Origin of the sequence: Streptomyces sp. BBFR25 (genome assembly GCF_044590125.1) — a bacterium.
Taxonomy (GTDB): Bacteria; Actinomycetota; Actinomycetes; order Streptomycetales; family Streptomycetaceae; genus Streptomyces; species Streptomyces canus_D.
In genome coordinates this window covers 3,141,517-3,162,788 of record NZ_CP172447.1, presented here as the reverse complement: position 1 = coordinate 3,162,788, position 21,272 = coordinate 3,141,517, and the positions used below count along the sequence as shown (strand labels likewise).

At 72.5% G+C, this 21,272-nt stretch carries 18 protein-coding genes; 12 read left to right on the top strand and 6 right to left on the bottom strand.

Going from position 1 to position 21,272, the window contains the following annotated elements:
- The first annotated feature begins 89 nt into the window (after positions 1 to 89).
- From ACGH52_RS14275 to ACGH52_RS14260, 4 genes are all read left to right on the top strand, one after another.
- The gene (locus ACGH52_RS14275; RefSeq protein ID WP_076974453.1) at positions 90 to 689 is read left to right on the top strand and encodes a TetR/AcrR family transcriptional regulator; all 600 of its coding nucleotides are present in this window, start codon (positions 90 to 92) and stop codon (positions 687 to 689) included.
- 128 nt (positions 690 to 817) lie between these two features.
- Entirely contained in the window at positions 818 to 1,975 is a 1,158-nt protein-coding gene (locus ACGH52_RS14270; RefSeq protein WP_059300515.1) for an acyl-CoA dehydrogenase family protein, read from the top strand.
- 10 nt (positions 1,976 to 1,985) lie between these two features.
- On the top strand, positions 1,986 to 2,858 hold the full coding sequence (locus tag ACGH52_RS14265) for an acyl-CoA thioesterase (protein WP_399939543.1): 873 nt from the start codon (positions 1,986 to 1,988) through the stop codon (positions 2,856 to 2,858).
- Positions 2,859 to 2,863: 5 nt separating this feature from the next.
- Positions 2,864 to 3,847, top strand: a complete 984-nt coding sequence (locus ACGH52_RS14260; RefSeq protein ID WP_399939540.1) for a cation diffusion facilitator family transporter — start codon at positions 2,864 to 2,866, stop codon at positions 3,845 to 3,847.
- A gap of 52 nt (positions 3,848 to 3,899) precedes the next feature.
- Here the strand turns inward: ACGH52_RS14260 and ACGH52_RS14255 are convergent, their stop codons facing one another.
- On the bottom strand, positions 3,900 to 4,688 hold the full coding sequence (locus ACGH52_RS14255; protein ID WP_059300512.1) for a phosphatase: 789 nt from the start codon (positions 4,686 to 4,688) through the stop codon (positions 3,900 to 3,902).
- A gap of 209 nt (positions 4,689 to 4,897) precedes the next feature.
- Here ACGH52_RS14255 and speB point away from each other — a divergent pair, with 209 nt between their 5' ends.
- Genes speB through ACGH52_RS14235 form a run of 4 tightly spaced genes read left to right on the top strand, consistent with a single transcriptional unit; the run spans position 4,898 to position 10,261 of the window.
- Positions 4,898 to 5,866, top strand: a complete 969-nt coding sequence (gene speB, locus ACGH52_RS14250) for an agmatinase (RefSeq protein ID WP_121702806.1) — start codon at positions 4,898 to 4,900, stop codon at positions 5,864 to 5,866.
- The gene (locus ACGH52_RS14245) at positions 5,863 to 7,554 is read left to right on the top strand and encodes a thiamine pyrophosphate-binding protein (RefSeq protein ID WP_399939536.1); all 1,692 of its coding nucleotides are present in this window, start codon (positions 5,863 to 5,865) and stop codon (positions 7,552 to 7,554) included. The genes speB and ACGH52_RS14245 overlap by 4 nt, the downstream gene beginning before the upstream one ends.
- Positions 7,555 to 7,613: 59 nt before the next feature.
- Positions 7,614 to 8,033 (top strand): hypothetical protein, encoded by a 420-nt coding sequence (locus ACGH52_RS14240; RefSeq protein ID WP_121702808.1) that lies wholly within the window; start codon positions 7,614 to 7,616, stop codon positions 8,031 to 8,033.
- Positions 8,030 to 10,261: a tetratricopeptide repeat protein gene (locus ACGH52_RS14235; RefSeq protein ID WP_399939533.1), complete on the top strand. Its 2,232-nt coding sequence runs from the start codon at positions 8,030 to 8,032 to the stop codon at positions 10,259 to 10,261. The genes ACGH52_RS14240 and ACGH52_RS14235 overlap by 4 nt, the downstream gene beginning before the upstream one ends.
- Before the next feature lie 4 nt (positions 10,262 to 10,265).
- On the opposite strand, the gene ACGH52_RS14230 is transcribed toward ACGH52_RS14235, so the two are convergent.
- From ACGH52_RS14230 to ACGH52_RS14215, 4 genes are all read right to left on the bottom strand, one after another.
- Positions 10,266 to 11,078 (bottom strand): endonuclease I family protein, encoded by an 813-nt coding sequence (locus ACGH52_RS14230; RefSeq protein ID WP_399939530.1) that lies wholly within the window; start codon positions 11,076 to 11,078, stop codon positions 10,266 to 10,268.
- Positions 11,079 to 11,391: 313 nt separating this feature from the next.
- Positions 11,392 to 12,279, bottom strand: coding sequence for a helix-turn-helix transcriptional regulator (locus ACGH52_RS14225; protein ID WP_399939527.1), 888 nt, complete (start codon positions 12,277 to 12,279; stop codon positions 11,392 to 11,394).
- Between the two features lie 26 nt (positions 12,280 to 12,305).
- Complete coding sequence (locus tag ACGH52_RS14220) at positions 12,306 to 13,112, bottom strand: SDR family oxidoreductase (RefSeq protein ID WP_121702811.1); 807 nt, start codon at positions 13,110 to 13,112, stop codon at positions 12,306 to 12,308.
- 140 nt (positions 13,113 to 13,252) lie between these two features.
- Positions 13,253 to 13,627: a hypothetical protein gene (locus ACGH52_RS14215; protein WP_121702812.1), complete on the bottom strand. Its 375-nt coding sequence runs from the start codon at positions 13,625 to 13,627 to the stop codon at positions 13,253 to 13,255.
- A 90-nt stretch (positions 13,628 to 13,717) separates the two neighbouring features.
- Between ACGH52_RS14215 and ACGH52_RS14210 the strand changes: the two genes are divergently transcribed.
- The 4 genes from ACGH52_RS14210 (at position 13,718) to ACGH52_RS14195 (ending at position 20,551) form a co-directional block, all read left to right on the top strand.
- Positions 13,718 to 14,734, top strand: coding sequence for an esterase-like activity of phytase family protein (locus ACGH52_RS14210; RefSeq protein ID WP_399939524.1), 1,017 nt, complete (start codon positions 13,718 to 13,720; stop codon positions 14,732 to 14,734).
- A gap of 100 nt (positions 14,735 to 14,834) precedes the next feature.
- A complete protein-coding gene (locus ACGH52_RS14205; protein ID WP_121702814.1) occupies positions 14,835 to 18,575 on the top strand; it encodes an ABC transporter ATP-binding protein in 3,741 nt (1,246 codons plus the stop codon).
- Between the two features lie 95 nt (positions 18,576 to 18,670).
- On the top strand, positions 18,671 to 19,063 hold the full coding sequence (locus ACGH52_RS14200) for a hypothetical protein (RefSeq protein ID WP_121702815.1): 393 nt from the start codon (positions 18,671 to 18,673) through the stop codon (positions 19,061 to 19,063).
- A 63-nt stretch (positions 19,064 to 19,126) separates the two neighbouring features.
- Positions 19,127 to 20,551 (top strand): S28 family serine protease, encoded by a 1,425-nt coding sequence (locus tag ACGH52_RS14195; protein ID WP_399939520.1) that lies wholly within the window; start codon positions 19,127 to 19,129, stop codon positions 20,549 to 20,551.
- Positions 20,552 to 20,588: 37 nt separating this feature from the next.
- On the opposite strand, the gene ACGH52_RS14190 is transcribed toward ACGH52_RS14195, so the two are convergent.
- Positions 20,589 to 21,206 (bottom strand): hypothetical protein, encoded by a 618-nt coding sequence (locus ACGH52_RS14190; RefSeq protein WP_121702817.1) that lies wholly within the window; start codon positions 21,204 to 21,206, stop codon positions 20,589 to 20,591.
- Between the last annotated feature and the right edge of the window lie 66 nt (positions 21,207 to 21,272).

The following is a 21,272-nucleotide window of genomic DNA, read 5'->3' as shown; positions in this document are numbered from 1 at the left end:
CCGATGGTCGATCGGTCGATCGGTTAATGAGCGTTAACGCATTTCCCTCAGGTTAACGACCGCTAACCGCTCTGTCTAGAATTGATCCCATGGCCACCAGAACCGACGCCCCCACCCGCCGCGAACAGATCCTCAAGGAGGCCGCCCGGCTCTTCGCCGAGCGCGGCTTCCACGGGGTGGGCGTCGACGAGATAGGTGCCGCGGTCGGGATCAGCGGCCCCGGCCTGTACCGGCACTTCCCCGGCAAGGACGCGATGCTCGCCGAGCTGCTGGTGGGGATCAGCGACTCGCTGCTGACCGGGGCGAAGCGGCGGCTGGCGGAGGCGGACGGGGCGGCCGGCTCCGAGGCGGTCCTCGACTCGCTCATCGAGGGGCACATCGACTTCGCGCTCGACGACCGCCCGCTCATCACCCTGCACGACCGCGAGCTGGACCGCCTCCGGGACGCCGACCGCAAGATGGTGCGGCAGTTGCAGCGGCAGTACGTCGAGCTGTGGGTCGGGGTGCTCCGGGAGGTCTACCCGGCCCTCGACGAGCCCGCCGCCCGCTCCGCCGTCCACTCCGTCTTCGGCCTGCTGAACTCCACCCCGCACCTGGGCCGCCCCGGCTCCCTCCCCGGCCGCGCGGTGACGGCGTCCCTGCTGCACCGGATGGCGCGGGGGGCGTTCGCGGCGGTGGGGCAGGGGTAGCGGGCGCCCCTCGGGCGGCGGGGGAGTGACGAGGGTTACCCGCGTCCCGGTCTGGACGCTCCTCCCTACTCACCGGTACCGTTGACTCTGAGCAAGCGCTTAGATATTCGTACCCTGGAGGTGGCGCGGTGCGCCGTACGGTGTTCAACGAGGACCACGAGGCGTTCCGGGAGACCCTCCGCGCCTTCATCGAGGCCGAGGTCGTCCCCGTCTACGACGACTGGTTCGCCGCGGGCCAGGCGCCGCGCGAGTTCTACTACAAGCTCGGCGAGCTGGGCATCTTCGGCATCAACGTGCCCGAGGAGTTCGGCGGCGCCGGCATGGACAGCCACAAGTTCGAGGCCGTCCTCTACGAGGAGACCGCCCGCGCGGGCGTCCAGTTCGGCGGCTCCGGCGTGCACGTGCTGCTCGCCCTGCCCTACATCAACATGCTGGCCACCGACGAGCAGAAGAAGCGCTACCTGCCGAAGTTCGTCACCGGCGAGGAGATGTGGGCCATCGCGATGACGGAGCCCGGCACCGGCTCCGACCTCGCGGGCATGAAGTCCACCGCCAAGCTCTCCGAGGACGGCACGCACTACGTCCTCAACGGCGCCAAGACCTTCATCACCGGCGGCGTGCACGCCGACAAGGTGATCGTCTGCGCCCGCACCGCCGCCCCCACGGCCGAGGACCGCCGCCACGGCATCTCCCTGTTCGCCGTGGACACCAAGTCCGAGGGCTACTCGGTGGGCCGCAAGCTGGACAAGCTGGGCCTGCGCACCTCCGACACCGCCGAGCTGGCCTTCGTCGACGTCAAGGTCCCCGTCGAGGACCTGCTCGGCGAGGAGAACAAGGGCTTCTCCTACCTCGGCCACAACCTGGCCTCCGAGCGCTGGGGCATCGCCTACGGCGCCTACGCGCAGGCCAAGGCCGCCGTCCGCTTCGCCACGCAGTACGTCCAGGAGCGCACCGTCTTCGGCAAGCCGGTCGCGCACTTCCAGAACACCAAGTTCGAGCTGGCCGCCTGCCAGGCCGAGGTGGACGCCGCCGAGGCCGTCGCCGACCGCGCCACCGAGGCCCTGGACGCCGGGGAGCTGACCCCCGCCGAGGCCGCGTCCGCCAAGCTGTTCTGCACCGAGGTCGCCCACCGCGTCATCGACCGCTGCCTCCAGCTGCACGGCGGCTACGGCTACATGAACGAGTACCCGATCGCCCGCCTGTACGCGGACAACCGCGTCAACCGCATCTACGGCGGCACCAGCGAGGTCATGAAGATGATCATCGCGAAGAACATGGGCCTGTGACCCCCGGAGCATGAGCGAAGCACTCCAGTCCCTCCTCGATCTGCTCGACCTGGAGCGGATCGAGGAGGACATCTACCGCGGCCGCTCCCGGTCCGCCGTCGTCCCCCGGGTCTTCGGCGGTCAGGTGGCGGCCCAGGCCATGGTCGCCGCGGGCCGCACGGTCCCGGCGGACCGGCACGCGCACTCCCTGCACGCGTACTTCCTGCGCCCGGGCGACCCCGGCGCCCCCATCGTCTACAACGTCGACCGCCTGCGCGACGGCCGCTCCTTCACCACCCGTCGCGTCGTCGCCGTCCAGCACGGCAAGCCGATCTTCACCCTGTCGGCGTCCTTCCAGACGTACGAGGAGGGCCTCGACCACCAGGCCCCGATGCCGCCCGCGCCGGACCCGGCGACCCTCCCCACGGGCGAGGAACGGCTGCGGAGCTACCCGCACCTGCCCGCCGAGACCGTGGAACGGTTCCTGGAGGCGCGGGCCGCCGTCGACCTGCGCTACGTCGACGACCCGCCCTTCGGCGACTACGGCACCCCGCGTGAGGCGCACTCCCAGGTGTGGTTCCGCACCAACGGCAAACTCGCGGACGACCCCCTGCTGCACGTCGTCCTCGCCACCTACGTCTCCGACATGACCCTGCTCGACTCGGTCCTGCTCGCGCACGGCCGCGGCGGCTGGGCCGTCGGCGACGTCGTCGGGGCCTCGCTGGACCACGCCATGTGGTTCCACCGGCCCTTCCGCGCCGACGAATGGCTGCTGTACGACCAGCAGTCCCCGTCCGCGTCCGGCGGCCGGGACCTCGGCCAGGCCCGCATCCACACCCAGGACGGCCGGCTCGCCATATCGGTCGTCCAGGAAGGCGTGGTCCGCGTCCCTCGGGAACACTGAGGGGCATGGCGGACACAGGGGACACGGCGGACGCGAAGAACGGCGGCGGCGACAGCACCTTCACGGTGCTCGTCGCCGCCTTCGCCAATCTGGGCATCGCCGTCGCCAAAGCGGTGGCCGGCGTGATCAGCGGCTCCAGCGCCATGCTGTCCGAGGCCGCCCACTCGGTCGCCGACACCGTCACCGAGGTGCTCCTGCTGACCTCGCTCAAACGCAGCGTCCGCCCCGCCGACGAGGACCACCCCCTCGGCCACGGCCCCGAGCGCTACATCTGGGCGCTGCTCGCCGCCGTCGCCACCTTCGTCGGCGGCGCCGTCTTCTCCCTCTACGACGGCATCCACACCCTCACCCACGGCGAGGACCTCGGCGACCCGCTGGTGTCGTACCTCGTCCTGGCCGTGGCCTTCGTCCTGGAGGGCTACTCGCTGCGCACCGGCCTGCGGCAGGTCCGCGGCGAGGCCGCCCACCACCGGGTGTCCTTCGGCCGCTATCTGCGCCGCACCCCCGACACCGCCGTGAAGGCCGTCGTCATGGAGGACTCCGCCGCGCTGGCCGGCCTGCTGCTGGCCGCGGGCGGGCTGCTCGGCGGGCAGCTCACCGGCTCCGGCGTCTGGGACGGCGCCGCCTCGCTGTGCATCGGCGCGCTGCTGCTGTACGTCGCCTGGGTGCTGGGCCGCTCCAACGCCGAGTTCCTGGTCGGCCGCCCGTTGCCGCGCGCCGTCCGGGACCGGATCAGGGCGGAGCTGGTGGCCGTCGAGCACATCGAGGCCCTACTGGAACTGACCACCCTCGTGCAGGGGCCGCGGGAGGCGCTGGTCGCCGCCAAGGTCGACTTCCGGGACCTGTCGACGGCGGCGCAGATCGAGTGGGCCTGCGAGCGGGCCGAGCAGCGGCTGCGGGAGGAGTTCCCGATGGTGCGCCGGGTCTACCTGGACCCGACGCCGGGCTTCGCGCAGCGCCGCTCGGAGGGGCTGAACCCGTGGCCGTAGGAGCCCGGGCCGCAGGAGCCGGGCCACAGGAGCCGGGCCGCAGGGGCGCGGGCTACTTCAGCCCGGCCTCCGTCAGCAGGTACGCCGTCATCGGGTCGTAGTAGCGCGGGCTGACCACGTGGTCGTCCAGCGGCACCGCCACCTGGAGGGTGCCCTCGGACTCGGCGAGGAAGAGGGCCGGGTCGTTGCAGTCCGCGTAGCCGACGGAGTCCACGCCGTGCTGGGCGGCGTAACCGGCCCAGCCGTGGTCGGCGACCACCAGGTCGGGCAGCGGACGGCCCTCGCGCTCCAGACCGGTCAGGATCGCCTTCATCGGCTCGCCCGAGTGCGTGTGCCACAGCGAGGCGCCGTGCTCGAGGACCGAGACGTCCGCGAACTGCTGGACGTACCCCTCCTCCGTGGTCAGCCCCTCCGGGATCACGACGATCTCGCAGCCCGCGGCCCGCAGCGCGGCGGCCGTGGCGCGGTGCACGTCGAGCAGCCCGCCGGGGTGACCGGTCGCGAACAGCACCCGCTGCCCGCCGTCGGCCGCCTTGCGCAGCCGCCCTGCCATCCGCTCCAGCGCGGAAACGGTCAGCTCCGGGTCGATGGTGTCCTGGCCGTACCGGTGCTCGGGGTCGTCGTTGACGCCGACCCGCTCCGCCATCACCGCGAGCACGTCCTGCTCGTCGGTCCAGCGGTCGCCCAGCTCCAGACCGAGCCAGTAGCCCCGGTCGCCGTTCGCCAGTTTCCGGTAGTGGGAGAGGTTGTTCTCGCGGGGCGTGGCGACGTCGCCCGCGATACGCGTCCTGACGAGGTGCTCGGCGAGTTCGGCGCGGCTGGGTGTCCCGGGTATCGGCATGGCTCCATTGTGAGGCAGCCCCGGCCCGGACAGCAGCCGGTCCCGCCGGGATAGCCGATTCCACCAGTCCCCGGGGCGCGTATGGACGGAATGTACATGTCGCGGCCGCAATTGGGCCATCTAGTCTGCGACGACCGGCTGCCCCGCTCACCAGTACAGTCGGACGGCAGCAGTACATACGCGACGAAGCGTAAGAAGGAAGGCAGTGCATGAGCAGCAACGAGACGCCCCGCGGTCCCGTCGACTCCTCCCGGATCCCGCGGTACGCCGGGCCCGCGACCTTCGCCCGGCTCCCGCGCCTGGACGAGGTCGGCGCCGCCGACGTCGCCGTCGTGGGTGTGCCGTTCGACTCGGGCGTCTCCTACCGGCCCGGCGCGCGCTTCGGCGGCAACGCCATCCGCGAGGCCTCCCGCCTGCTGCGCCCCTACAACCCGGCACAGGACGCCTCCCCCTTCGCCCTCGCCCAGGTCGCGGACGGCGGCGACATCGCCGTGAACCCGTTCAACATCCACGAGGCCGTCGAGACGATCGAGGCCGCCGCCGACGACCTCCTGGGCACCGGCGCCCGCCTGATGACCCTGGGCGGCGACCACACCATCGCGCTCCCGCTGCTGCGCTCGGTCGCCAAGAAGCACGGCCCCGTCGCCCTGCTGCACTTCGACGCCCACCTGGACACCTGGGACACCTACTTCGGCGCCGAGTACACGCACGGCACCCCCTTCCGGCGCGCGGTGGAGGAGGGCGTCCTCGACACCTCCGCGCTCTCCCACGTCGGCACCCGCGGCCCCCTGTACGGCAAGAAGGACCTCACCGACGACGAGAAGATGGGCTTCGGCATCGTGACGTCGGCGGACGTCTACCGCCGCGGCGCCGACGAGGTCGCCGACCAGCTGCGGCAGCGCATCGGGGACCGCCCGCTGTACATCTCCATCGACATCGACTGCCTCGACCCCGCCCACGCCCCCGGCACCGGCACCCCCGAGGCCGGCGGCATGACCTCCCGCGAGCTGCTGGAGATCCTGCGCGGCCTGGCCTCCTGCAACCTGGTGTCGGCCGACGTCGTCGAGGTCGCCCCCGCCTACGACCACGCCGAGATCACGTCGGTGGCCGCGTCCCACACCGCCTACGAACTGACCACGATCATGTCCCGCCAGATCGCCGAGGCCCGTTCGCAGTGACCCACGACCACGACCTGGTACTCCGTCCGACCGCCGCCCAGACCCAGGCCGCGCTGAACCCGCCCCCGGGGCGCACCGGCGGGGACCTGGTCGTGGAGTCCCTGGCCGGGCTCGGCGCGACCACCGTCTTCGGCCTGCCCGGCCAGCACGCTCTCGGCGTGTTCGACGCCCTGCGCCGCTCCGACCTGCGCTACATCGGCCTGCGGGTGGAGAACAACGCCGGTTTCGCGGCGGACGCCTACGGGCGGATCACCGGCGAGGCGGCCCCGCTGCTGCTGTCGACCGGCCCCGGCGCGCTCACCTCCCTGGCCGCGCTCCAGGAGGCGCGGGCGGCCTCCGCGCCCGTCCTGGCGATCAGCAGCCAGGTCCCCGCGGCGGGCCTCGGCGGCGGCCGCCACGGCTACCTGCACGAACTCCCCGACCAGGCCGCCTCCTTCCGGGGCGTGGTCAAGTCCGTGCACACCGCCCGCACCCAGTCCCAGATCCCGTCCGCGATCGCGGAGGCCTGGACCTCGGCGCTGACCGTCCCGCACGGCCCGGTCTGGGTGGAGATCCCGCAGGACGTCCTGCTGGCCGAGACCTCGATCCCGGTCGTGTCCGGCGGCGACACCTTCCCCGAGGAACTGCCCCCGCGCCCCGAACTCACGGCCGTGGCCGCCGACCTGCTCACCCGCGCCGAGCGCCCGGCGATCATCGCGGGCGGGGGAGTGGTCCGCGCGGACGCCGCCAAGAAGCTGCGGCAGCTGGCGGAGCGGCTCCAGGCCCCCGTCGTCACCACCTTCGGCGGCAAGGGCGCGTTCCCCTGGACGCACCCCCTCTCCCTCCAGTCCTGGCTGGAGGACCGCCACACGACGGACTTCCTTCAGGACGCGGACGTCCTCCTCGTGATCGGCTCGGGCCTCGGCGAACTCTCCTCGAACTACCACACGTTCACCCCCCGCGGCCGGGTGATCCAGATCGAGGCCGACCTCGGCAAACTGGAGTCCAACCACCCCGCCCTCGGCATCCACGCCGACGCCCGCCTCGCCCTCCAGGCCCTGTTGGAGACGGCGGGGGAGCGCACCGACCCGGCCGCCCCGGAGCGGGTGCGCGAGGTACTGGACCGGGTCCGCGCACGCATCGCCGCCCAGGGGCTCACCCTGGAGCAGGACGTCCTGGCCGCCGTACGCAGGGCACTCCCGCCCCGCGCCCCCTCCTTCTGGGACATGACCATCCTGGCCTACTGGGCCTGGTCCGCCTTCGACGCGAAGGCCCCGGGCACCATGCACTCCGCCCAGGGCTCCGGCGGCCTCGGCTACGCCTTCCCGGCGGCCCTGGGCGCGGCCGCCGCCGACCCCACCCACCCGGTGCTGGCCGTCTCAGGCGACGGCGGCGCCCTGTACTCGATCGCCGAGCTGGCCACCGCCCGCCAGTACGGCCTGAACGTCACCTGGCTCATCGTCGACGACGGCGGCTACGGCATCCTGCGCGCGTACATGACCGACGCCTTCGGCAGCCCGACGGCCGAGGCGACGGACCTGCCGGGACCCGACTTCGCCGCCCTGGCCGAGTCGTTCGGGGTGCCGGGCGTACGCAGCAGCCCCGAAACCCTGGAACGGGACCTCGCGAAGGCACTGACGACTCCGGGCCCCTCGGTCGTCGTACTCCCCGCCGTCCTGCGGATGTTCGCGCCGACGCACGCGACGTGAAACCTTGTGCCACCGGCGGCCCGGGGCCCTAGGATCGGGAGCCGGCCGTAGGGGGGACCGTGGATCCGGAGATCGCCGCACTCGCAGGGACGGCGGGCACGACCGTCGTCACGCTGATGGTCACGAACGCCTGGGAATCGGCGAGGGACGGCGTGGTCGCCCTGTGGCGCCGCTTCCAGCCCGCCAGGGCCGAGAGCGTCGGTGAGGAGCTGGAGGCGGGCCGCGAGGAGCTGCTCCTCGCCCGTGCGGCCGGTGACGACGAAGCCGAGGCCGGGCTGATGGCCGAATGGCAGGGACGCGTACGGCGCCTGCTGCTCGCCCGCCCCGACGTCGCCGACGAACTGCGCGCCCTGCTGGACGAGTTGGCGCCCTCGATGTCGGCGGAACCGGACGCGCGCCACGTCCACCTGCGGGCCCGCGCGTCGGGCAGCGCCCGCATCTACCAGGCCGGGCGCGACCAGCACATCACCGAACGATGAGCGTTCCCAGGCCGATGGAGGGTCGCGCGTCGGGCAGCGCCCGGATCTACCAGACCGGTGGCGACCAGTACATCGAGGAACACGTCCACCACTACGCCCCGGGCTCTGCCCCGCTGTTCGGACACCCGTGGACGGGCCCGGCCGAACCGCGGGAGGCCGCTCCCGACTCCGTCCGCATGCCCCTGGTCGGTCGCGCACCCCGTGTCCTGCGGGACCGCACCGACCTCATGGACCGGCTGCGGGCCGCCGTGGCCGGACCCGGTGGCGACATCCAGGTCCTGCACGGAATGGGCGGCTGCGGCAAGACGGCCGTCGCCCAGGCCGTGTTCACCGAGGCCGTACGGGACCACGGTCGCGTCGGCCTGTGGGTCAACGCCTCCGAACGCGTGTCCCTGCGCGCGGGCATGCTCGCCGTCGCCGGTGACCGCGGTGCCACCGCCGGCGAACTGGCCGCCGCGGCCGGCGGCCGGCGCGCCGCGGCCGACCTGGTCTGGCACTACCTGGACCACTCGGCACAGCCCTGGCTGCTGGTCCTCGACAACGCCGACGACCCCGCCGTCCTGGAGGAGGGCTCCTGGCTGCGTCCGAGTCCCTCGGGGACGGTGCTGGTGACCACCCGGCACGCGACCTCCTCGCTGTGGCGCGCCCCGGCGACGAGCAGTCACCGGCTCGGGGTGCTGCCCCTGGAGGACGCGACTCTGGTCCTGCGCGATCTGGCTCCGGACGCGGGCACGCGCGAGTCCGCGCGGAAGGTCGCCCGGCGCCTGGGCTGTCTGCCGCTGGCGCTGACCCTGGCCGGGTCCCATCTGGCCCACCAGCTGCTGGAGTCGTGGACCATGGACGAGTACGACCGGAGACTGACCGAGGAGTCCACGGCCCTGGTCGACCGGGGGGCGTCGGCGACCGGCGGCGGTCAGTCCCGCCACCTCGTGGGGCGCACGTGGCAGCTGTCGCTGGACGGCCTGGCGGAGGGCGGCCTGCCGGAGGCCACGGCCCTGCTGCGGCTGCTGTCCTGCTGGGCGGCGGACCCCGTGCCGCTGTCCCTGCTCATGCCGGCGGCACAGGGCGGGGTCGGCCTCGAACACCTCGATCCGCCGCTGGCCGCGTCCCGGGTCGAACCGGCCCTGCGCGCGCTCCTCGACCACTCGCTGATCGAGCTGGTGGAGACGGACGGGCACCGCTGTGTGAAGGCCCACGGGGTCCTGCTGGACAGTGTCGCCGGGAGCGTGCCCGTCGCGGAGCGCGAACTCCTGGCGGCTGCCGCGGGCCGACTGCTGCGGGCCGCACTGCCGCAGGAGGGCGCCGGGACACCACGGGCCCGCTCCCAGGTGCGGCTCCTGGCACCGCACGCGACCGGTCTGCTGCACCGCTCCCACCGCCACGGCCTGGTGACGGCGGAATCCGTGCGGCTGTCGGTCCGTCTCGCGCGGCTGGTGTACGAGGCGGGGGACTGGACCGCCGCGCTGGCCCTGGCCTCCACCGCCGCGAAGACGGCCGCGGAGCACCTGGGCGACGAGCACCGGGCCGTCATCGAAGCCCGGACGGGCCAGGGCACCGTCCTGTTCCGACTCGGCCGGTACGCCGAAGCCGCCGACCTGCTGCGGCCGGTCCACCAGGAGGCGCTGCGCACGATCGGCCCGTACGACGAGCGCACCCTGGACGCGGCCTACGAACTGCAACGGGTGCTGCACCGCCTGGGCGACCTGGCACAGGCGCGTACGCTGCTGGACACCGTCCTGGACGGCCGCCGCCAGGTGCTCGGCGAGGACCATGTCGCCACCCTCAAGACCCGCTGCGAGCTGCTGGAACTCCGCCTCGCGCAGGACGAGTCCGAGGGCTACACGACGGCGGCCGGGGATCTGGCGGCGGAGTGCGAACGCCGTCTCGGCCCCGAGCACCTGGTGACCGTGTGGGCGCGCGACGCGCTGGCGCGCGGGCTCCTGCGCTCCGGCCGGGGCGCCGAGGCCGAACAGCTCTTCCGCCGGGTGCTGGCCGGACAACGGGCGGGGTACGGGGACGACCATCCCCTGGTCTACGGGGTGCTCATCCAGCTCAGCCGCGCCCAGTACGCGCAGGGCAAGCGGGAACAGGCCGTCGAGAGCGCGCGCGAGGTGGCCGAGGGGCGGGCCGTGGTCCTGGGCGAGGACCACCCCGAGACCGTCGCGGCCCGCGCCTGGTACACCGAGGTCCGCACGGCGCCGCCCGCGACGGACGGCCCCGTGGACTGACCGCCTACCAGATCGACTCCACCCACTCCGGGTGGTCGATGAACGGGTTGCGGTTGTGCTGGTAGTCGTCGTAGACGACCTGGTTGCGGTGCTCCTCGAAGGCGTCCGGCGGGTCCTCGTCGTTCCAGGCCTTCAGTACGGAGAGCTTGCCGATGTACGGGTTGCTGCCGTTGTCGACCTGGCCGTTGACCTCCAGGTCGGCGAAGCCGTCGCCGCCCTCGTAGCGGACCGCCATGTAGAAGATCATGCGGGCCACGTCGCCCTTGACCGCGTCGCGGGGCTCGAAGGAGTCGGAGTCGGTGAGGCTGCCGCCGCCCTCGCTGACGGCGCTGCCGCCGTTGTCGAAGTCCTTGTTGCCGCGGACGCTGTTGACCCCGACGTCCGAGGGGCGCAAGTGATGGATGTCCGTGCCGGGGCCGGTCGATGTGCCGAAGTCGCCGTGGGACTTGGCCCACACGTGCTCGCGGTTCCAGTCGCCGGTGTCGCCGCCGTTGAGCGACTTGCTGCGGGAGAGGCCCGAGTAGAGCAGGATCACGTTGCCGCTGTCGGCCGGGTCCTCGTCGGTGGCCTTCAGGGCGTCCCAGACCGCCGAGTACGACAGCTTCGTCTGGTCGCTGATGATCGTGTGGAGGGACGACTTGAGGCTCGTGCCCGTCTTGCCGATCGCGTCCTTGTAGTACGTCGCGTCGTAGTCCGTGTTCGTCGTCGTGGTCGCCGTGGCCGGGCTCGCCGTGAGGGAGGGGGCGGCGAGTCCGGCGAGGACGGCGGCCGCGGCGAGGACCGCGGCCTTCCGGCGCCGGGTGCGTATCGCGAGCATGTGGGGTGTCCGATCTACGCGTGTGGAACGGAGTTGTAGGACGAGCGTGACATGGACATGTTGGAGGCGGGGTGGACGGAGCGTGTCGATTGCGTGACGGTCGCCGTGTCGCGGATCAGTTCACGTCCGCGGGGTCCAGCCGGTGGACGGCCGACGTGCGCTCTGCGAGGTGCCGCCGTACGTCGCGGACGGCCCGCAGACCGAGCGCCGCCCCCGCCGCCATCAGGGCGAGGATCGCGAGCGGGGCGGGGCGCGACCAGCGATGGGCACGGGCTGTGTTCGGCCTGGGGATGAGCTGTGAGTCCCGCCGGGGTCAGCCGGGAGTGGCCGCCCACGGGCCGAGGTGCTGGGTGGCCGCCCACGATGCCAGGAGCGTCAGATTGTCGGCGGTCGGTGTGCCCGCGGGCGCGGTGTAGACGTTGAGGTACAGGCCGGGTTCGGCGGGCAGTTCCAGCGTCTCGACGTCCAGGTCGAACCGGCCGACGACCGGATGGCGCACCCGCTTGCGGCCGGGCCGGTGCAGCCGCACGTCCTGAGAGGCCCACCGCCGCCGGAACAGCTCACTGCGCGTCGACAGTTCGCCGATCAGGGCGATCAGCTCGTCGTCGTGCGGATGGCGACCGGCTTCCATGCGCAGCTTCGCGGCCACGCCACCGGTGATGTCGTCGTAGTCGACGAAGAAGTCCCTGGCCGCCTCGGGGTTCAGGTAGACGAACCGCGCCGTGTTCGCGGGCCGCCGCGGGTCGGCCAGTACCGGTGAGTACAGCGCGCGAGCGAGTTGGTTCGTGGCGAGCACGTCATAACGGCCGTTGCCGATCCAGGCCGGCGCGTCGGAGATCGCGTCGAGCACCTGGCGCAGCGTCGAGCGCACCGTCGCGGCAGGCTCGGACCGACGTGGGCCGCCGGGCGCCGCGGTCCGGCGAGCGAGGTGGTACAGGTGGTCGCGCTCGGCCTCGTCGAGTCGCAACGCCGAGGCCAGCGCGTCGAGCACGCCGTCGGAGGCACCGGCGAGGCCGCCGCGCTCCATGCGCACGTAGTAGTCGACCGACACCCCCGCCAGCAGCGCCACCTCCTCGCGGCGCAGACCCTTGACCCGACGGTTGCCGCCGTAAGCGGGCAGGCCCGCCTGCTCGGGTGTGATGCGGGCGCGCCGCGAGCCGAGGAACTCCCGGATCTCGGTGCGCGGATCCCTCGTGGTCATCCCCCCACCGTAAGCGCGACCCGGAGTCACGGGGTACCCGACGCGGTCGTCGCGATGCCGCCGTCCACCGGGATGACGGTGCCGTTGAGGTAGGACCCGGCCCGGCCGGCGAGAAACACGGCGACCCCCGCCATGTCGTCGTCGCGGCCGAGGCGGCGCAGCGGGGTCGCCGCCGCGAGCGTGTCGCCGACGGCGTCGAGCGTGGCCGCCATCATCCGCGACGGGAACACTCCCGGTGCCACCGCGTTCACCGCGACGTGCTGGGGGCCCAGCTCCCTGGCAAGCACTCTGGTGAGCTGGTGGAGTGCCGCCTTGCTACTGGCGTACGAGTAGTTGGGCGACTGGGCGACGTGGATGGCGGCGATACTGCCGATGTTGATGATCCGCGCGGGATCATCGGCGGTGCCCGCCCTGCGCAGTGCCGGGAGCAGCGCCTGCACCAGCCAGAACGGCGACTTGAGGTTGAGGTCGAGCACCGCGTCCCAGGCCTCGTCCGGAAACGTCGCCAGCGGCTCGCGCCACATCGCCCCCGCGTTGTTGACCAGGATGTCCAGGCGTTCCGAGTCGGCCACGACGAGATCGGCGAGGCGCCGGCACTCGTCGTGCGTGGACAGGTCGGCGGGGACGGCTCGGACGTCGCCGAACGCGGACAGCAGTTGCTGTGCCTCCGCGCACGCGTCCGCACTGCGTGAGCTGATGACGACGCGCGCGCCCGCCTGCAGAAGGCCGCGCGCGATCATCATCCCGATGCCCTTGGTGCCGCCCGTGACAAGGGCGTACTTCCCACTCAGATCGAAGAGTTCCGTGTGGGTGGTGCGTTGGCTGTCCGCCATTGGTCTGCGTACCTCGCGTGTCCGGTGGAGTGTTGTCGGGCCTTTCGGCTCGACTCGACGAGGCTGACAGGCGGTCCGGACGTCTGGGAGATCCTGATGATCCGGGTACTGGGAGGCCCCCCTTCCCTGGGGTGCGCAGGTCAGTCGAGCAGTCTGGGCAGGGTCCCCTTGAGCGTCGTGAGCTGGGCGCGGTAGCCCGCGTTGAACTCGGCCAGCTCGCGCAAGCCCAGGTTGTGGCCCAGGTCGCCCTCCTTCAACGGCACCATGGCGGGCATCGCGCCGAAGACCTCGGCCATCGCCTTCGCGTGCCGGCCCTTCTGGACGGCCGTCACCAGGTCTTCGAAGAGGTCCAGCTTCAGGGCCTGGATCCTCTGCCGCGGACTGTCCTTGTCCTTGAACTCGTCCCGCACGGTCGGCCTGGGGCTGCCGCCCGGGTCCGCGATGAACTTGAGCACCCGCAGCGTCGCGTACAACCGCCCGGCCAGCCTCTGGCCGCTTTCCCTCTGTTCTGGCATGGAGCATTACTTGCCATCCCGACGCCCCCGCATCCCAGCTTTCGAAAAGCGGTCAACTTCCGTCCATCCCCCCGCCCTAGGGTGACCGGCATGCGCCCGAGAACCCTCCGTACCGCACTCGCCGCCCTCACCGCGAGCCTCGCCGCGGCCGGCTGCCTGACCGCCGCCGCACCGGCCACCGCGCAGGAGCGGCCCCCGAGGAACGCCTGCTCGCCCGCCGTCTCCCTCACCGGCTTCACCGACACCCTCGACAAGACGACCTACGACGGCACCTACGTCGGCAACCTCTCCGCCCTCGCGTCGTCCGGCCGGCGCGGCTCCCCGGCCGACCTCTCCGCCCTCTCCGCCCTCTCCGACCGGTCGGAGCTGTTCCGGCTGGACCCGCGGACCCTTCAGCCGCGCGGTGTGGTCACGCTCGCCGACGAGAACGGAGCCGCGCTGGACTCCGAGGGCCTGGTCGCCGACCGGGACGGCACCTACCTCGTCTCCTCCGAGACCGAGCCGTCCGTCCGCCGCTACTCCCGCACCGGCGAGCTGCTCGGCCGCCTGCCCGTGCCGGACGACCTGCGTACCGCCCCCGCGGGACGGGCCAGGCCCAACGGCAGCTTCGAGGGGCTCACGCTCCTCCCCGGCGGCAGGACCCTGCTCGCCTCGATGGAGTACCCGCTCGACGGCGACCCCGGCGACCTGGTCCGGTTCCAGACCTGGCAGCGGACCCGGCACGGCGACTTCCGGCCGGGCGCCCAGTACACCTACCGGACCGACCCCGGCCTCGGCGTCTCCGAGATCACCGCGACCCCCGACGGGCGCCTCCTCGTGCTGGAGCGCGGCTTCACCTCCGGCGTCGGCAACACCGTCCGCCTCCAGCTGGCCGACCGGCCCGGCCGCGCCCCCGCACTGCGCAAGCGGCTCCTCGCCGACCTCGCCGACTGCCCCTCCCTGGGCGCCACGGCCGAGCAGCCCCAGCCCAACCCGCTGCTCGACAACTTCGAGGGAATGACCGTGACCGGCCGCTCCGGGGGCCGCCTGGAGGTCCTGGTCGTCAGCGACGACAACCAGAACGCCGTACAGACCACCCGCTTCCTCAGGCTCCGCGTGCGCGCCTGAACACCCGGCCGATTGTTGCGGCGGGATGAAATCCCCGCTCGCCCGTGTTGGTGCCTTCCGGTAGATCAGGTGAGCAGGACGACCGACCGGAGGGCACGGCGTGGACGCGCAACGGGGCTGGGTACGACGACTGGCGGGGTACGCCTGGCGCAACCCCAAGGACGTCGTCCTCGCCCTCGGGGCCTCGCTGGGCGGCATGGCCGTCATGGCCTTCGTGCCCCTGATCACCAAGGTGATCATCGACGACGTGATCGGCGACAAGACCCGGGACATGGCCGTCTGGGCCGGTCTCCTGATCGGCGCCGCGCTCGTCGTCTACGTCCTGACCTACATCCGCCGCTACTACGGCGGGCGGCTCGCCCTCGACGTCCAGCACGACCTGCGCACCGACATGTACGGGACGATCACCCGGCTCGACGGCAGACGCCAGGACGAGCTGTCCACGGGCCAGGTGGTCGGACGGGCGACCAGCGACCTCCAGCTGATCCAGGGCCTGCTCTTCATGCTCCCGATGACCATCGGGAACGTCCTGCTCTTCCTGATCTCCCTGGTGATCATGGCGTGGCTGTCCCTGCCGCTGACCCTGGTCGCGCTGGCCGTCGCGCCCGCCCTGTGGTTCATCGCCCGCCGCAGCCGCACCCGGCTGCACCCCGCCACCTGGTACGCGCAGGCGCAGGCCGCCGCCGTCGCCGGGGTGGTCGACGGCTCGGTGAGCGGCGTACGCGTGGTGAAGGGCTTCGGGCAGGAGGAGCAGGAGACCGGGAAGCTCCGGGAGGTCGGACGCAGGCTCTTCGCCGGGCGGCTGCGCACCATCAGGCTGAACGCCACCTACACCCCGGCCCTCCAGTCCGTTCCCGCGCTCGGGCAGGTCGCCATGCTCGCCCTCGGCGGCTGGCTGGCGGTGCGCGGGCACATCACCCTCGGCACCTTCGTCGCCTTCTCCACCTACCTCGCCCAGCTGGTCGGCCCGGTCCGCATGCTCGCCGTGGTGCTCACCGTCGCCCAGCAGGCCCGCGCCGGCACCGAGCGCGTCCTGGAGCTGATCGACACCGAGCCGGCCATCGAGGACGGCACCAGGACCCTGCCGGCGGACGCGCCCGCCACCGTCGAGTTCGACGACGTCGCCTTCGGCTACGACACGGGCGACGGGGAGCCCCGGCCCGTCCTGGACGGGCTCTCCTTCGAGATCCGCGCCGGTGAGACCCTCGCCGTCGTCGGCTCCTCCGGCTCCGGCAAGTCCACCGTCTCGCTGCTCCTGCCGCGCTTCTACGACGTGACGCGCGGCGCCGTCCTCGTCGGCGGCCACGACGTGCGCGAGCTGACCCTCGACTCGCTGCGGGCCGCCGTCGGCCTGGTGCCCGAGGACTCCTTCCTCTTCTCCGACACCGTCCGCGCCAACATCGCCTACGGCCGCCCGGACGCCACCGACGAGGAGATCGAGACCGCCGCGCGGGCCGCACAGGCGCACGGGTTCATCACCGAGCTGCCCGACGGCTACGACACCACCGTCGGCGAGCACGGGCTGACCCTCTCCGGCGGCCAGCGCCAGCGCGTCGCGCTCGCCCGGGCGATCCTCACCGACCCGCGGCTGCTGGTCCTGGACGACGCCACCTCCGCCGTGGACGCCCGCGTGGAGCACGAGATCCACGAGGCGCTCAAGCAGGTCATGCGGGGCCGCACCACGCTCCTGATCGCCCACCGCCGCTCCACCCTCGGCCTCGCCGACCGCATCGCCGTCCTCGACCGGGGCCGCCTGGCCGACCTCGGCACCCACGAGGAACTCCAGGAGCGCTCCGCCCTCTACCGGCGCCTGCTCACCGACCCCGACGAGCTGGGCGGCGTCTCGCCCGGCCACACCCGCCCGGCCGAGAAGGCCGAGGACACCTCGGACACCTCCGTCCGCGACGAGCTGGACGCCGAGTTCGACGCCGAGCGCGGCGTCACGCCCCGGCTGTGGAGCGGCGACCGGGCGCCCAAGGACACCGCCCTCGCCGGCACCCCGGCCACCCCCGAACTGCTCGCCCAGGTCGACGCGCTGCCCCCGGCGAACGGCACCCCGGACATCGACGAGGCACAGGCGGTCCGCCCCGAGTCGTCGTACGGCCTGCGGCGCCTGCTGCACGGCTTCCGCACCCCCCTGCTGATCAGCCTCGCCCTGGTGGCCGTGGACGCGGGCATGGGCCTGCTGCTGCCGGTGCTGATCCGCAACGGCATCGACGACGGCGTCACCCAGGTGGCCCTCGGCGCGGTGTGGGCGTCCTCGCTGCTCGGACTGCTCGCCGTACTCGCCCAGTGGGCGGCGCAGACCGGCGAGATCCGCATGACCGGGCGGACCGGCGAGCGGATCCTGTACTCGCTCCGCCTGAAGATCTTCGCCCAGCTCCAGCGGCTCGGCCTCGACTACTACGAGCGCGAGCTGACCGGCCGGATCATGACGCGGATGACGACGGACGTGGACGCGCTGTCGACGTTCCTGCAGACCGGACTCGTCACCGCCTTCGTCTCGGTCGTCACCTTCTTCGGCATCATGGTCGCCCTGCTGGTGATCGACGTGGAACTCGCGCTGCTCGTCTTCGCGACGCTGCCGCCGCTGATCATCGCCACGTACTACTTCCGCAGGGCCAGCGTGAAGGCGTACGAACTGGCCCGCGAGCGGGTGTCCACGGTCAACGCCGACCTCCAGGAGTCGGTGGCGGGCCTCAGGATCGTGCAGGCCTTCCGGCGCGAGCACGACGGCGGGCGGCGGTTCGCCGAGCGCAGCGACAGCTACCGGCAGGCCCGCATCCGCGGACAGTGGCTGATCTCGATCTACTTCCCGTTCGTGCAGCTGCTGTCCTCGGCCGCCGCGGCGGCCGTACTGATCGTGGGCGGCGGCCGGATCGACGACGCCACCCTGACGACCGGCGCGCTGGTGGCGTACCTGCTCTACATCGACCTGTTCTTCGCGCCGGTCCAGCAGCTCTCCCAGGTCTTCGACGGCTACCAGCAGGCGTCCGTCTCGCTGGGCCGCATCCAGGAACTGCTGCGCGAGCCGACCTCGACCCGGGCCTCCGAGAAGCCGCTCGACGTGGCGTCCCTGCGCGGCGAGATCGCCTTCGAGGACGTGCACTTCAAGTACGGGGACGACGAAGCCGCCCTCACCGGCATCGACCTGCGCATCCCCGCCGGGCAGACCGTCGCCTTCGTCGGCGAGACCGGCGCGGGCAAGTCGACGCTGGTGAAGCTGGTGGCCCGGTTCTACGACCCGACCGGCGGCCGGGTCACCGTCGACGGGCAGGACCTGCGCGCCCTCGACCTCACCTCCTACCGGCACCGCCTCGGCGTCGTCCCGCAGGAGGCGTACCTCTTCCCCGGCACCGTCCGGGACGCCATCGCCTACGGCCGTCCGGACGCCACCGACGCCGAGGTGGAGGCGGCGGCGCGGGCGGTCGGCGCGCACGAGATGATCGCCACCCTCACCGGCGGCTACCTGCACGAGGTCGCCGAGCGGGGCCGCAACCTCTCCGCCGGGCAGCGGCAGCTGATCGCGCTGGCCCGCGCCGAACTGGTCGACCCCGACGTGCTGCTCCTCGACGAGGCCACGGCGGCCCTGGACCTCGCCACCGAGGCACAGGTCAACCAGGCCACCGACCGCGTCGCGGGACGCCGTACGACGCTCGTCGTGGCGCACCGGCTGACCACGGCCGCCCGCGCGGACCGGGTCGTCGTCATGGACGGCGGGCGGGTCGCCGAGGACGGCACGCACGACGAACTGCTCGCCCTCGACGGGCGGTACGCGCGACTGTGGCGGACCTTCGTCGGCGCGTCCGAACCCGAGGAGCCGGTCGGCGCGCTCCACTGACGCGTCCACGCAACCGTGCGACACCTGTCCTGCGTCCGTACATCCGTACGTACGTCTGTGCGTCGTCAGTGATCGCCCTACGGAGGGGGACCGCAGTGGGCCGGGCCGGTGCCGCAACCCGCCGTCGGCTGGCGCTCGGCACGGCCGTGCTGAGCGTCACCGCGCTGCTCGCCGTCGCGATGCCGCAGGAGGCACAGGCCGCCACCGGGTGCGCCGGCCGCAAGGTGCGCACCCTGTCCTTCTCCACCGGGTCCGTCCTCGTGTACAAACGCGGCGGCTACGTCTGCGCCGTCACCGTCCCCGAGAAGACCGGAAAGAAGCAGCAGATGTCCGTCGGCGTGCGGGCCCGCGGCGGCCGCGCGGTCGTGGACTCGGGCCGCTTCGCCTACCGGGCCGGACCGGTGACCGTGCACGCCGGGAAGCGCTGCGTGTGGGTGACCGGCAAGGTGTCCAGGTCTTCGGTCAGCTCCGGCTGGATCCTCTGCTGACTCTGGTGTCGCGGGAGTTGCTCCGATAGCTTCCGGCGGACATCGGTTTCACAGGGAGGGTGCATGCGCAAGGCGCTCAGATGGCTGCTGGCGCTCGTGGTGCTCATAGGCACCGTCAGCACGGCGGGGGCGGCCACCGCCGCCGAGCCGAAGGCCGTCGACATCAAGGACCGGCTGCTGTCCATACCGGGCATGAGCCTGATCGAGGAGAAGCCGTACACCGGCTACCGCTTCTTCGTCCTCAACTACACCCAGCCGGTGGACCACCGGCACCCGTCCAAGGGCACGTTCCAGCAGCGGATCACCGTGCTGCACAAGGACGTGAACCGGCCGACGGTCTTCTACACCGGCGGCTACAACGTCTCCACGAACCCGAGCCGGCGCGAGCCGACCCAGATCGTGGACGGCAACCAGGTCTCCATGGAGTACCGCTACTTCACGCCGTCCCGGCCCGCCCCGGCCGACTGGTCCAAGCTGGACATCTGGCAGGCCGCCAGCGACCAGCACCGCATCTTCAAGGCCCTGAAGCCGGTCTACTCGGAGAACTGGATCTCCACCGGCGGCTCCAAGGGCGGCATGACCGCCACCTACTACGAGCGCTTCTACCCGCGTGACATGGACGGCGTCGTCGCCTACGTCGCCCCCAACGACGTGGTGAACAAGGAGGACTCGGCCTACGACCGCTTCTTCGCCCGGGTCGGCACCGAGGAGTGCCGCGACAAGCTGAACGGCGTGCAGCGCGAGGCGCTGGTGCGCCGGGCGCCGCTGGAGAAGAAGTACGCGGCGTACGCGGCCGAGAACGGCTACACCTTCGACACCATCGGCAGCCTCGACCGCGCCTACGAGGCCGTCGTCCTCGACTACGTGTGGGGCTTCTGGCAGTACAGCACCCTCGCCGACTGCGCGGACATCCCGGCCGACGCCGAGAACGCCACCGACGAGGCGATCTGGGACTCCGTCGACACGATCTCCGGCTTCTCCGCCTACACGGACCAGGGCCTGGAGACGTACACGCCGTACTACTACCAGGCGGGCACCCAGCTGGGCGCGCCGACGATCCAGTTCCCGCACATCGAGAGGAAGTACATCCGCTACGGCTACCAGCCGCCGCGCAACTTCGTGCCCCGCTCGATCCCGATGAAGTTCGAGCCGTGGGCGATGCGGGACGTCGACACCTGGGTGAAGCACAACGCCCGGCACATGCTGTTCGTGTACGGCCAGAACGACCCGTGGGGTGCCGAGCCCTTCCGCCTCGGCCACGGCGCCCGTGACTCCTACGTCATGACCGCGCCCGGCATGAACCACGGTGCGAACGTGGCCGGTCTGGTGTCCGACCAGAAGGCGCTGGCCACGGCCCGCATCCAGGACTGGGCGGACGTCGCCTCCGCCAAGGTCCAGGAGGACCCGTCGGCGGCCAGGCCGCTGGCGGCGTTCGACGCCAAGCTGGACAAGCGGGACGTCGAGCGCGAGCCGGCGCTGCGCCCGTAGGTCCTGCTCCTTCGGCACGGTGACCGTGCCCGGCCGCTCACCGCGGCCGGGCACAGCCCACCGGGCGCTCGCCGCCGAGCCGGACGTACAGAGCGGTCGAGGCGGGGCAGTCCGCCCGGCCGGCGACCGCCTCGACCACCTCGAACCGCGGTCCGCGCTCGCCTTCGCCCCCGCCGTCGCACACGGCCTCGCGGACCTTGCCGCCGCCGATCTCGCGGACGCAGTCGCCGACGATCGTGCGCGGGCCGCCCCCGCCGCCCGGATCGCCGGGATGCGGCGGCCGCAGCCTGCGCATGCAGGCGTACCCCCGGGGCACGGTCCCGTCGCCGTCCTCGTCGGCGGACGGCCGCCGCTCGCTGATGTGCAGGACGAAGTCGGTGGTGGCGGGACACGGCGGACCGTGGCTCGCGCGCCCGTCCTCCCGGGCCACCACGCGGGCCGCCGCCCGCTCGCCGGCGCAGGGCACCTCGGTGGGGGCGGCGGTGCCGGACGAACTGCACTCGCCGACCGCCAGGAACACCGCCCCGTACCCGGACGGCCGCACCCGGGCCGCCGAGGAATCCGCCACCTCACCCTGCCCCGACGGGTTCTGGCACCCCGTCAGGAAGACGACACACAGCAGGGCGTGCACCCATGCGGCCCCTCGCTCACGCATCGCCGCCCCCCCCCGGATTCCCCGGTCCAGCGTGGCCCGCCGCAGCGGGCGCACGCCAGACGCGCG